The organism is Candidatus Eisenbacteria bacterium (assembly GCA_035712145.1).
Classification (GTDB): domain Bacteria; phylum Eisenbacteria; class RBG-16-71-46; order RBG-16-71-46; family RBG-16-71-46; genus DASTBI01.
This window is the reverse complement of record DASTBI010000167.1, coordinates 1-12,114: the sequence shown is the minus strand read 5'-3', so window position 1 is coordinate 12,114 and position 12,114 is coordinate 1. Positions and strand designations below refer to the sequence as shown.

The 12,114-nt window shown below is 66.6% G+C and carries 10 protein-coding genes; 3 read left to right on the top strand and 7 right to left on the bottom strand.

Translation table 11 applies throughout. From position 1 onward, the window contains the following. Window positions 1-735, top strand: a 735-nt coding sequence (locus VFQ05_11590) for a GNAT family N-acetyltransferase (GenBank protein ID HET9327410.1), incomplete at its 5' end; no start/stop codon positions are given. On the opposite strand, the gene VFQ05_11585 is transcribed toward VFQ05_11590, so the two are convergent. The 6 genes from VFQ05_11585 to VFQ05_11560 all read right to left on the bottom strand — a co-directional run bounded on the left by VFQ05_11585 (window position 732) and on the right by VFQ05_11560 (window position 7,531). Continuing rightward, entirely contained in the window at window positions 732-1,109 is a 378-nt protein-coding gene (locus tag VFQ05_11585; GenBank protein HET9327409.1) for a hypothetical protein, read from the bottom strand. The genes VFQ05_11590 and VFQ05_11585 overlap by 4 nt on opposite strands. Window positions 1,110-1,168: 59 nt before the next feature. Beyond that, window positions 1,169-1,660 (bottom strand): hypothetical protein, encoded by a 492-nt coding sequence (locus VFQ05_11580; protein ID HET9327408.1) that lies wholly within the window; start codon window positions 1,658-1,660, stop codon window positions 1,169-1,171. 240 nt (window positions 1,661-1,900) lie between these two features. Next, window positions 1,901-3,448 carry a sigma-54-dependent Fis family transcriptional regulator gene (locus VFQ05_11575; protein HET9327407.1) on the bottom strand — a complete coding sequence of 516 codons (1,548 nt, stop codon included), beginning with the start codon at window positions 3,446-3,448 and terminating at the stop codon, window positions 1,901-1,903. Then, window positions 3,445-5,817 (bottom strand): protein kinase, encoded by a 2,373-nt coding sequence (locus VFQ05_11570; protein HET9327406.1) that lies wholly within the window; start codon window positions 5,815-5,817, stop codon window positions 3,445-3,447. The genes VFQ05_11575 and VFQ05_11570 overlap by 4 nt, the downstream gene beginning before the upstream one ends. Window positions 5,818-6,042: 225 nt before the next feature. Beyond that, a complete protein-coding gene (locus tag VFQ05_11565) occupies window positions 6,043-6,459 on the bottom strand; it encodes a hypothetical protein (protein ID HET9327405.1) in 417 nt (138 codons plus the stop codon). A gap of 208 nt (window positions 6,460-6,667) precedes the next feature. Next, on the bottom strand, window positions 6,668-7,531 hold the full coding sequence (locus VFQ05_11560; GenBank protein HET9327404.1) for a hypothetical protein: 864 nt from the start codon (window positions 7,529-7,531) through the stop codon (window positions 6,668-6,670). A 143-nt stretch (window positions 7,532-7,674) separates the two neighbouring features. On the opposite strand from VFQ05_11560, the gene VFQ05_11555 reads away from it, so the two are divergent. Both VFQ05_11555 and VFQ05_11550 read left to right on the top strand, forming a co-directional pair. Beyond that, window positions 7,675-8,460, top strand: coding sequence for a DUF4239 domain-containing protein (locus tag VFQ05_11555; protein HET9327403.1), 786 nt, complete (start codon window positions 7,675-7,677; stop codon window positions 8,458-8,460). Window positions 8,461-8,471: 11 nt separating this feature from the next. Beyond that, window positions 8,472-10,856, top strand: a complete 2,385-nt coding sequence (locus tag VFQ05_11550; GenBank protein ID HET9327402.1) for a hypothetical protein — start codon at window positions 8,472-8,474, stop codon at window positions 10,854-10,856. Here VFQ05_11550 and VFQ05_11545 read toward each other — a convergent pair. Next, window positions 10,857-12,114, bottom strand: a 1,258-nt coding sequence (locus VFQ05_11545; protein HET9327401.1) for a BamA/TamA family outer membrane protein, incomplete at its 5' end; no start/stop codon positions are given. It lies immediately after the preceding gene.

Genomic DNA, 12,114 nt, shown 5'->3' with positions numbered 1-12,114 from the left:
GTGGCGGTCCAGGACGGCCGCGTCGTCGCCTTCGCCGCGACGATCCGGCGCGGCGGCACTCACTTCCTCTCGATGTTCTGGGCCCTGCCTTCGCTGCAGAACAAGGGGGTCGGCCGCCGGCTGCTCACACGGGCCTTCGAGCAACCCAGGCCTCCGGCGTCCGCGGTGCGGTGCGTGTTCGCTTCGCTCGACCCGCGCGCTCAGGCCCTCTACCTCAAGTTCGGGATGCGTCCGCGCGGCATGTTCTACCTCGTGCGCGGGGCACCGAAGTCATCGCCTCGTCCAGCTCGCTCGGTGAAGCTGGAACAGCTGGGCGACATCGGCAAGACGTCACGCAGGATGCTCGCGATCGCGGCGCGCTTCGACCGCACCTTCCGCGCCGCCCGCCGCGATGCCGACATCCGCTTCCTCATGGGTCTGCCAGGCGCCAGGTTCTACCTCGCGAAGGCCGCCGGGAAGACGATGGGCTACGCGGTTCTGAACGAGAAAGGCCGTGTGGGACCTGCCGGAGTTCTCGATCCGCGCTACAGCGCGGGACTCACCTGGGCGATCCTCGAGGCCGCGCGGGACATCGGCGCCGAGACCGCCGTCTTCACGGTTCCGGGCGTGAACCATGGCGCTCTCGACACACTCTTCCGCGCGGGCCTCAAGACCGAGTTCTTCGGGGCATGGATGTCGGCGAAGCCTGTCGGCTCCTTCGAATCCTACCTGCTCGCCGGTGGAATGCTCCTCTAGGGGAAGGTGAACGCGTCCGCTGCCGCGCTGCCTATCGCGACGGCCACGCCCACGACCATCAACAGCCCCACGATCAACACCGCGCTCGATCCTCCCTTGGTCCGGTGTTCGACGGTGGCGATGGAGTCTCGCGCGACGAGGAAGGCCTTGTCCTTCTCCACGATGACGACGGCGGGAATCGTCGACGCAGACGATGTGGAATCCGAACCTGGACCGTCCCAGTCGCCGGCCAGTCCCGCGAAGGTTCCGGCGACGCGTCGACCCCCGTGGAGATCCATCTGGATCGTCTCGCCGAAGTGGATCTTCGAAAGCCGGCGCTTCAGATCGGCCGCGGGGGCAGCTTCGCCCCGCGCGGCCGGAACTGACGTGAGCATCGTGAGGCACCAGGCCCATACGCACGCCCTGGCCACAACACCCCTGGAAGCGGCGCGCATCACTCGCCTTCCGATCCGCTTCCACTGGCCGCGACGACGGCGACGATCGCGGCCGTGCCGATCAACCCGCCCACCAGCGCGGCGCCTCTCTTCTTGCTCTTGCCGGCCTTCCCATACGCATCGGAATAGGCCAGTCGCGATTCCACGTTCGGCAGCGGCTCCGTTTTGGCCTTGGGCGGATCAGGCTCGCCCTGGAATCCCCATGCCAGCGCGGTGCCGATGATGCCGAGCCCGATGCCACTCACGAGACCGATCGTGAAGGCGCCGCCCGTGCCCAACTCACGTGCATCGCTCTTGCCCTGCTCGGCGAACTCCGCAGGAGTGTGAGCGGGCTTTCCGTTGACCGGGACCTCGGAGCTCGGCGTGGCGGTCGTGACGGCAGACGGTGGGGCGGGGGTGGACTGAGTCGAATCGGGAGTCTGCGACCAGCATGGAAGCGCGTACGTCAGCACCAACGTGAAGGTGAGCAGCAACGACACCATCTTCTTCATGACGGCCCTCCATTCCCGCGGATCACCCATCCGGGTGACCTCGGCGAGGAACAGAGGGCAGGAGGCATGCCGAGCAGTCTGTCGTGCAGAACTTCAAGCGACCGTTGTGCGCGATCCTCAACGACGGCAGCGGTTAGCGTCGGAAGCGGCGTGGGCTCGGCGCATCGCAAGGTCGACAACATCCCGCGCTGCGACTCTCATCCGCGATAGCAAGGCTGTCGTTCGCGCCAGTCGCGGGGTTCAATCGTCGATGCCGTAGCGGCGAAGTTTTCGGTAGAGAGCGGATTCGCTGATCTGGAGCTTGGTGGCGAGCTCCTCGCGAGTGAGTCTCGAGTACTTCTGAACCGCCTGCTCGAGCCAGCGTCGCTCCGCATCCTCGATCAGGGTGGGCAGACCGGCTTCCAAGTCGGCGCCATCGTCCGGCGTGACCGCGGTCTCGCGCGTATCCAGAAGCCGCATGATGTCCGCGGGCCCGATGGGCTCGCGCTTCCCCTCCGTGGTCAATCGCGCCGCGAGGTGCTCGACGTGGCGGACGTTCCCTGGCCACGCGAAGTCCAAGGTCTGGAGGAACTCGGACGCCTCGGGCGCCAGATCGATCCAACGGCCGGAGGCGGTGAGATCGAGGCAGTGCCGCAACATCAACGGAATGTCCTCGGGCCGCTCGCGCAGCGGCGGCACGCGGATCGGGAGGAAGTTCAGGCGGTCGAAGAGATCGCGGCGGAAGCGGCCCTGCTGGACCTCGAACGCCAGGTCCCGGTTCGTGGCCGCGACGATACGCACATCCGCCGTGCGCTCCTCCGAATCGCCGACGCGCTCGAAAGCGCGTTCCTGAAGGAAGCGGAGGAGTTTGGGCTGGATCTCGAGCGGCAGCTCTCCGATCTCGTCCAGGAACAACGTGCCACCATCCGCGGCTTGAACCCGGCCGATGCGATCGGAGATGGCGCCGGTGAAGGCGCCGCGCTTGTGCCCGAACAGCTCGGCTTCGACCATGCCGCGCTCGAGCGAAGGGCAGAACACGGTCGTGAGAGGACTCTCCGCTCGTGCGCTGGCGTAATGAAGCACGCGGGCCAGGATGCTCTTGCCGGTGCCCGGCTCACCGAGCAGAAGAACGGGGTAGTCCGTGGACGCCGCCTTGAGGATCGCGGTCTCGAGCTGCCGGACCGCGCCCGAGCGGCCGATGAAGCGGCCGAACGACCAGTCGGCAGCGAGACGCTGGCGGCTTTCCACGGCCTCTTCCCGGAAACGAGATTCCGAGGTTCGCAGGCGGTCACGCTCCTGCATCACCTCGTTTCCCGCGCGGAGCGCGATCAACACCGGCGCGGCCACCGCGAGCAAGGAGCGGAGCAGCTCCACGTGCTGGGCGGTGAAGTGGCCCGAATTCCGGTTCTCGAGGTGGACGAGCGCGAGGATCCGGCCGTTCGAACGGATCGGCATGCACAGGAGGCCGCCGGCTCGGAGCCTCTGGACCGACGTGAAGCGGCTGAAATCCGGATCCTGCGAAGCGTTCTGGAGCACGATCTCGCGGCCGGTCTTCATGACCCGCGCGAACAGATTCCGGCTGAACGCGCCGGCGTCGCCCTGGAAGTGATCCTCGCGGAAACCGTTGAGGACGCGAAATTCGAGATCGCCGCCTTCGAGCACTTCGACGAAGAGCCCGCGGTCCGCGCGGGTGCGGCGGACGGCGTGCTGAAGGATGAGGCCGAGGACCACGATCGGCTCGGCGACCTGGCACAGGACGTCGCGCAGCGATTCGATGATCTCCGCGGTCGGTCGGTCGGGCTCGCTCAAGCACCCTCCATGGGTTCAGGTGTGACGGGACGGTCGAGTCCGACCTGGTGCAGCAGATCGCGAAAGCGGGGATCGGCCCGCAGCGGGTCGAAGATGGGATCGACCTTGAGACGGTTGAGCTCGGTGTCGTGCTCCTCGACGGCCACCGCGAACCACTTGAACGCCGCTTCGCGGTCCCCGATGCGGGTGAAGAGCTCGGCGATGTGAGTCGCGGGCTCGTACTGGCCGGCGCTGCGCTTGCTGATCAGCGCCTGGATCAGGAGCTGCAGCGCCGAGGCGAGCCCATGCTGTCGAAACGTGTTCGCCACCTGCGCCGAGAATCCGGGCGGCGCCGCCGTCTCGAGCCAGGCGCAGAGCGAGTGCACGGCCTCCGCCTCTTTCCCGAGCCGATCGAAGTTTGCCGCCATGGCGCGACCCAGAAGGCCCGACGTCGAGTCGAGCTGAGCGGTCAGCCGGTACGCGGTCAGCGCCTCGGCATGGCGCCGGGCGAAGTACAGGAAGGCTCCCCGTCCAACCGAGATGGGCAAGGAATACGGATCGAGGCTCTGGGCTCGCGCGATCTCGCTCATGGCGCCTTCGAACTCACCACGCAAGGCGAGGTTGTTCGCGTACCAATGATGGGCCACCGCGTTGTTCGCATTGAGCTCGATGGCCTTTCGATAGGCGCGGGCGGCGGCTTCCCATTCCCACTCCCCGTTCTGCAGGATGTTCCCGAGCGCGGTGTAGCCTTCGGACGACTGCGGATCCAGCTCCAGCGCGCGCTCCGCCGCCCGCTTGGCGTGCGGATACGCCTCGGCCGGGCGGGTGAAGCCGCCAAAGGCCGCGGCGCTCCAGGCGGTGGCCAGCCCGGCATGGGCGGCGGCATAGAGTGAGTCGCGCTGAATGGCCGCGGAGAAATAATTGACCGCGCGGCGAATGCCTTCCTCGCTGCGGCGGTCCAGGTGGAATCGGCCCTGCAGATAGCTCTGGTACGCCAGCGGATCCACCGGCCGCGAAGCCGCGGACGCAAGGCCGGGCTGCAGCTTGAGTCCGATCTCGCGGGCCACCGATTGCGCCAGCTGGTCCTGCATGTCGAGCACCTGGCCCATGTGTCCGTCGTAGCGTTTGCTCCAGAGGTGACGGTCCTCATGCCCGTCGATCAGCTGGACCGAGATCCGCAATCGCTGATTCTCGACCTTCACCGAGCCCTGCAGGACGTAGTCGACCCGCAGCTCGCGCGCGATCTCGGTGACCGGCTTGTGCGTGTCCTTGTACCTCATCATCGACGTGCGCGAGATCACCCGCACCGCCGGGAACTCCGCGAGTCGGGTCGTGAGCTCGTCGGTCATGCCATCCGCGAAGTACTGTTGGCTGCCGTCCGCCGAGAGGTTCGTGAGCGGCAGCACGCCCAGCGATCGAACCTCGGGCTCGCGGTGCGCGCGAATCCACCAGGCGGAGCCTGCGACCACCGTGAGCAGCACCGCAAAGGCTCCCAACGGCAGAGCGAGCGAGGCGCGCCTCGCTCGGCCGGAGTGCAGGAGCGGGCGCCCCGAGGGCGTCGTGGAGCGCAGATCCTCGAGCGCGTGCAGCAGCGCCTCGGCCGAAGGCGGACGCTGCCCAGGAGATTTCTGGAGGCACTGCAGGATGATGGTCTCCAGACCGATCGAGATCGCCGGGATTCGTTTGCGTGGGGGCGTGACGGCCACCTCGCGCGCGGCATGCGCGATCGCGACGCCGACGAGATCGGGGAAGGGCAAGGCTCCGGTCGCCATCTCGTACAGCACCACGCCCAGCGCGTAGAGGTCGGACGACACGCTCGCGGGCTCGCCGTTCCACAGCTCGGGAGCGATGTAGGGCAGCGTCCCAACGACGATCCCCGCCGACTCGGTGGGCGCCGTCGTCAGGCTCTCGACCGTCATCTGCTCCCGCTTCGCAAGACCGAAATCGAGGATCTTCGGCCTGCGCTCCGGGGTGACGCGGATGTTCGCCGGCTTCAGGTCCCGATGGATCACTCCCGCTCGATGCGCGGCGCTCAGCCCGTCGGCGAGGGGGATGGCCAGGTGCACGACCTCGCTCTCCGGAAGTGGCCCGTTCTTCAGCAGCTCGTGCAGCGACTGCCCCGGAACCAGCTCCATGACGATGCAGTCGCAGTCCGGCTCGGAGATGAAGTCGTGAAGCGTGGCGACCGCCGGATGATTCAGCTTGGAGAGCGCCAGTGCTTCACGGCGCAATCGCTGACGAGATGCCAGGCTCGAGATGGTCTGGGGCGGGAGGGACTTGATCGCGACGTAGCGCCGGAGATGCCGGTCCCAGGCGCGATACACCACGCCCATTCCTCCGGATCCGAGCTCGTCCCGGATCTCGTAGTGACCCACGGTGCGGCCGATCATGGGCGACCCCGAGCCTCGAGTGGCCGCCGGTCGCCGGGGGAGCAAACGACGGAGATGAGACGGGAAGATTGGCCTAAGTCGGCGCGGGCCGCAAGCCGCCGCTCAAGTCATTGGGCCGTAGCGGGATGTTGGACTTGTCTCAGGCGGTGCGCGAGATGGCGGGTCCGTGTTTCAGACCAAGCCGAGCGGGCCGTCGCGTCGAGCCCGCCCGGCTGCTGCGTTCTTCTAGACGGTCAGCAAGCGGTCGAAGAACGAGCGATAGCGCTGCAGCGCGATGCGCAGATCTTCGGTCGACACATCGCCGCCGCGAGTCCACTGCCCTTCGAGACTGGTGCGCGCATTGGCGAATGTTTCCGCCAGACGCTGAACGGTCTGCGCCACCAGGTGGTCTGCCTCTTCGACGGACTTCCGCGGCTCGTCGACGAACTCGGCTTGAATGTCGGTCCAGCGCGCTCTCAGCTGATCCAGCTCCGCCTCGGGGAAGAGGGGCACCTTGGTGTCGCTCGGATTCGTCCCGACTCCAGGGCGCATGAAGCGCTGGTCTTCACGCCGCATTCGCTCGGCTTGCTCGGCGTTCTGGCGCAGCTCTTCGGTGGAGCGCGCCGGCGTACGGGCCATCTCCTCGGTCTTCAGCTTTGCCATCCGTTCACGATCTTCCATGTCCGGGTCCTCTCGGCCAGGTGAGTGAAGCGTTCGGTCCATGACAGGGGTGCACTGGTCGTGCCATGGGAGCAGGCACGAAAATCTGCGACTTGTCCCTCGAGTGGCGGGGCGCCATGTAAGAAGGGAGAGTTGAAACGGAGTGGGCTACAAGATGTCCGTCGCCTCGCGGAAGGGTCGAAGGCGCGCGCTAGAAACGGACGACCGGCACCAGGGCCAGGTACCAGCCGCCGTGGAAGTCGCTGCCCGCATCGACGGCGAGCTCGAGCCACGGCTTCATCGCGTAGTGGCCGCCGAGACCGTACGTGTAACGCCAGCGCGGGCCTTGATCCACCTCGAAGGAGAGCGTGCCTCCGTCGGGATCGGGCACGGTGCCGCTCGCCGTCGCAAAGGTGTTCCAGTCGGTCACGCTCGCCCACGCGCGGATCGGTCTCGCTCCCGCCTCTCCAAACCATCCGGCGCGGAGCGACGTGATCACGGCTTTGAAGCGATCATCGAATCCCAGGTCGGCCTGCGCGGCGTTGATGTCATACGTCATGAAGTAGGACGCATAGCCCCCGGCCAGAGTCATGCCGACGCCGCCGACGGAGCCTTCGATCTCCGTGGGAACCACGACGTGACGGCGTCGCGTGGGGCCGCCGGGGAGGAGAGGAGGGAGCGTGACGTCGATGCTGGTCTCGGACTCGTTCCATACGTAGCCGGCGATCGCGTAGAGATTGACGAATGGAAGAATCCACGCGTCGAGCTTGACGTTGAAGTTCTCGACGTCGGCGCGCGAGCCGAGCGCGGCGAAGTCGCTGACCGACGCAGGCGCCGCGCCATTGCGCCCAATGCGGATGTCGGTGACGTCGATGTCGCGCGCGAGGTGGTAGAAGACCACTCCCGCTCCGAACGGAAGGGGCAGCTCGATGCCGCGCTTGCGCGCCTCGTCCCCGAGGAGCGGGAGGAACGAAGACCAGCGCTCGGATTTGGGGATGGGAGCAGGAGATTCCGCGGCCGCATCGGGTGCCGTGGCGCAGAGCAGAAGCAGCACACCGGCCGTCAGCGAGCGCACACCGGCAGCTTATCGGCGACCGCCACATGGCGCAACGGCCTGGCTGGCAGGACCCAGGCGAATCGGTATAATCCCCGCGCACTTTCTGGTCTCCGCCGCACGATTGCCTCTCGCCTCTCTCCCCGAATCGAGGCTGCCTGCCTATGACCTGGATGTTCGACCTGCCGCTCATCGTCGCGGGGCCTCTCGTCATGTTCCTGCTCCTCGGCTTCTCGCTGGGCGGTCTCTATCTGTTCCGCAGGCATCTGCTGCCGCGCCTGCGATTCGAGCAGCACGAGGCGACGTTCGGCGCGGGCATGGTGAGCTCGATCATGGTGTTCTACGGGCTCTCAGCGGCGCTGGTCGCTGTCAATGTCTGGGATCAGTACAAGCAGGTCGGGAGCATCGCCTCGCGGGAAACCACGGCTCTGAATCTTCTGTGGCGAGACGTGGGCGGATACCCCGGTGAGTTTCGGGTCCCGCTCCAGAAGCGCCTCCGCGAATACACCTACTTCGTCATTCACGAGGCCTGGCCGTTGCAGCGAAAAGGAGTCGTCCCGAGCCGGGGACTGGATCAAATGACCCAGTTCCAGGCGATCCTCACCAGCTTCGAGCCCAGGACCGAAGCCCAGAAGATCCTGGCGGCGGAGACCTTCCGCTCCTACAACCACCTGATCGAGATCCGGCGCGAGCGACTGGACTCGGTGAATGCCCACCTCCCGGGAGTGTTCTGGGCGGTCCTCATCTTCGGCGCCATCATCAGTCTCATTTCGGCGTTCTTCTTCCCGATCGTCGACGGGCGGGTCCACGCCGCTCAGACCGCGCTGCTCGCGGTGTTCATCGGGCTCGTGATCTTCCTGATCCTGGCCCTCGATCGCCCTTACCGGGGGGATCTCGGGGTCACGGCGGAGCCCTATCAGCTCCTCTACGACCAATTGATGAAGTCATGATGGAGAGGCCCATGCTTCGAAGGATGTTCCGCTTCTCGTGGCCGTTGATCGCGCTGCCCCTTCTCTTCGGCTTCGCGCAGGCGGCGGACAGGACCTGGCCCCGCGAGATCAATACCGAGAAGGGTGTGCTCACCGTCTATCAGCCGCAGCCCGAGAAGCTCGAGGGCAACGTGCTGACCGGCCGCGCCGCGGTCTCGTTGACGCCTAAAGGGCAGAGCGCCCCGGTCTTCGGAGTGTTCTGGTTCACCTGCCGCGTGGAAGCGGATCAGGACAACGGTACCGCGCTGTTGCGCGACATCGCGGTGACCAACACGAAATGGCCCGAAAGCACGCCGGAGAAGGAGAAGGAGTTCGCGGCGTTCCTGACCAACCTGCTGCCGAAGACGCCGATCCCGATCTCACGGGAGCGGCTCAAGGCCAGCCTCACGACCATCGAGAACGAGAAGAAGAGCACTGCCGGGCTGAAGCACGAACCCCCCAAGATCGCCGTGACCCAGGAGCCCTCGGTGCTCCTGATGTACGACGGCGAGCCGCGCGAGCTGGAGATCAAGGACAGCCCTTACAAGTACGTCGCCAACTGCGCCATGGCGGTCGTCAAGGACAAGGACGGCACCTACTACCTGAGCGGCGGCAAGATCTGGTACAGCGCCAAGGATCCGAAGGGCCCCTGGCAGTCGATCGCGCAACCGCCCGCGGAGATCGCCAAGCTGGTTCCCAAGGACACCACGTCGACGCCCGCGCCGTCCCCGACGCCGAAGATCGTGGTCGCCACGCAGCCGACCGAGCTGATCATGTCCAAGGGACCGCCGACATGGGAGCCGGTCGGCGATGGCTCCTTGATGTACATCTCGAACACCGAGAACTACGTGGTGCGTGAAGTCGCCACCGGCAAGATCTTCGTGCTGCTCTCCGGCCGCTGGTACATGGCGACGAAGACGCTCGACGGTCCATGGGCCGTGGTGCGGCCCGATTCGTTGCCGCCCGCCTTCAAGGACATTCCACCCGCCTCGCCGCTGGGACAGGCGCGCGTCTCGGTGGCAGGAACGCCCGAGGCGGAAGAGGCGGTGCTCGATGCCCAGGTGCCGCAGACCGCGGCGATCGATCGCGACAAGGCGACGCTCACGGTCACCTACGATGGCGATCCGCAGTTCAAGAAGATCGAAGGCACGAGCGTCGAATACGCGGTCAACACCCCGTCTCAGGTGCTCCGCATCAAGAACAAGTACTACGCCTGCGACAAGGCCGTGTGGTTCGCGGCGGACAACGCCAAAGGACCGTGGAAAGTCGCCGACAGCATTCCCAAGGACGAGATCGACAAGATCCCTCCCTCTGCACCCGTCTACAACGTGACCGAAGTGACCATCTACGAGTCCACGCCCGAAGTCGTGTACGTGGGCTACACGCCAGGCTACTACTGGTCGTATCCGTGGTACGGCGTTCCGATCTACGGCACCGGCTGGTACTACCCGCCCTATGTCAGCCCCCACGTGTACTACCCGCGGCCGTACACGTACGGCATGCACGTGAGCTACAACCCGTACACGGGGTGGGGATTTGGCTTCACGGTGAGCAACGGATTCCTCACGGTCGGCATCGGGTTCGGCGGCATGTACGGCGGTTACTACGGCGGCTACTACCCACCGTATGGCTATCGACCGCCTTACTACGGCTACCCCGGTTACGGGCGTCCCGGAGGCGTGGGTGGGATCGGTGGCGTGGGTGGGGTTGGTGGTGTTGGCGGTGTGGGCGGTGTCGGTGGTGTGGGCGGTGTCGGAGGTGTGGGTGGTGTTGGCGGTGTTGGCGGTGTTGGCGGCGTCGGTGGTGTTGGTGGAGCCGGTGGTGTCGGCGGACCGGGCGGAATCGGAGGAGGGAGTGGCGCCTCGCAGCTGCCTTCAGGTCCGGGGAGCAAGCCAGGCGGCGTGGGCGGAGCCGGCGGTGTCGGTGGTGTCGGCGGCGTGGGTGGACCCGGCGGAGTCGGAGGAGGGAGCGGCGCATCCCAGCTCCCGGCCGGCGGCGCCGGTGCCGGAAGGCCGTCGCAATTGCCGTCCAACAACATGTACAGCCAGGCCGGCAACAAGGACCGCGTCGCGTCGAGCAACAAGCAGCATTCCGCCAACCAGCAGAAGGCCAACCGGGTCGCCAAGGGACCCAACAACGTCTATGCCGATCGCAATGGAAACGTGCACCGGCAGAACTCGAGCGGCAATTGGCAGTCCCGCGACAACAGCGGTTCGTGGAAGAACTCTTCGTCGAGCAACAACATGAATCGCGATGCCCAGGCGCGGTCGCGTGGCGCGAGCCGCTCCTCCGGCAGCTACGGAGGCAGCTACGGCGGCGGTTACCGCGGCGGTGGCGGTCGTGGCGGCGGCGGGCGTGGCGGTGGCGGCCGCCGCTGATCAGAACGCTTCGGCGACGCTGAAGTAGAGCAGGTTGCCGTTCTTGCCCCACGCGTAGTCGAGCCGCATGTGCATGGGGAACCGCCGGGTGAGCTGGTAGCGAAGACCCAGCCCCCCGGCGGGCAGCACGGCGGCGTCGACGAGCTCACCCACCTCGGGCGCAACCTGGCCGAATCCCGCGAACACGGCGCCGCCGAGGCGTCCCTCGGTGTGGAAGCGCGCCTCGGCCTGAGCGGTGACCATCACGTTGTCCCGGTAACGTCCCTGCGTGTATCCGCGCAGCCCGTAGCGACCGGTGCCGAGCGAAGGCAGCATGAAGAACGGGACGTCGCCGCCCGAGAAGGCGCCGTTCAGGTTGGTGGCGAGCAGGAGACGGTCTCCGCGCAGCGGCCGGTACCACGTCCATGACGTGATGTAGCGCTGGAACACCTGTGAGGCGCCGAGCGCGTCGACGAAGAACCAGGCCCTGACCGAGCCCAGCGATCCGCTCGCCGGCCAGTAGTCGTCGTTCCGGGTGTCGTACTCCGCCTGAAGACCCGGCGCGAAAAGCTCGCCGCGGGCTTCGTCGAACTCCGGCTCGTCGGGCAGCTCCGGAGGCAGGCTCTCGCGCAGCTCGAGCGTGGACTGCATCCACATCACCGCGGCGCCTCCGTAGAAATCGGGCGCCATTCGAAACAACGCCGAGCCGGAGAAGATGTCCATCTTCTGACGCAGCGGAACCGAGATGCCGGCGCTTCCCGCGTCCTCGCCGATGCCGAAGAAGTCGTAACGCACGTCCATGTGGCTGAGCATGCCGCGCAGTCGCAGAGCGTCACCCCGCAGACGAGCGTTCTCCAGCGCCATGAGACCCCAGCTTCCGTTCTCCGTGTAGAAACCCCCGCCGGCGCCCGTGGAAGGCTTGAGCGTCGTGTCGGCATCGAACCGGTGGATGGCGCCGACCATGAGGAAGAGACCCCAGCCAACCTGCGAGTTCTTGAAAGGAACCGGTGCGGCGAACGGCGTCACCGACTTGTGTGTCTTTCGGCCCAGGTCTCCGCGGTCGATCTCCGTGGGATCGATACTGGGCTCCGGCGCGGCGGCAGGGTCGACGTGGACGGGCTCTTCGGACTCGGCGTGCGCACGGGCAGCGAAGAATGAGAATCCGAGCATCGTGAGCGAGAGGCATAGCGCCACTCGTCGTGCCCGGAGGAGATCGAACCAGCCCTGGAGTGAATGGCTCGGCATCGGGCGGCACAGTATGCGACCCATCGCCGCCCGG

Excerpts from the sequence above, each read along its gene's own strand:
- VFQ05_11550 (HET9327402.1), top strand. The coding sequence starts at position 8,472 with ATGCTTCGAAGGATGTTCCGCTTCTCGTGGCCGTTGATCGCGCTGCCC.
- VFQ05_11565 (HET9327405.1), bottom strand. The coding sequence starts at position 6,459 with ATGGCAAAGCTGAAGACCGAGGAGATGGCCCGTACGCCGGCGCGCTCC.
- VFQ05_11585 (HET9327409.1), bottom strand. The coding sequence starts at position 1,109 with ATGCTCACGTCAGTTCCGGCCGCGCGGGGCGAAGCTGCCCCCGCGGCC.
- VFQ05_11570 (HET9327406.1), bottom strand. The coding sequence starts at position 5,817 with ATGATCGGCCGCACCGTGGGTCACTACGAGATCCGGGACGAGCTCGGA.
- VFQ05_11555 (HET9327403.1), top strand. The coding sequence starts at position 7,675 with ATGACCTGGATGTTCGACCTGCCGCTCATCGTCGCGGGGCCTCTCGTC.
- VFQ05_11580 (HET9327408.1), bottom strand. The coding sequence starts at position 1,660 with ATGAAGAAGATGGTGTCGTTGCTGCTCACCTTCACGTTGGTGCTGACG.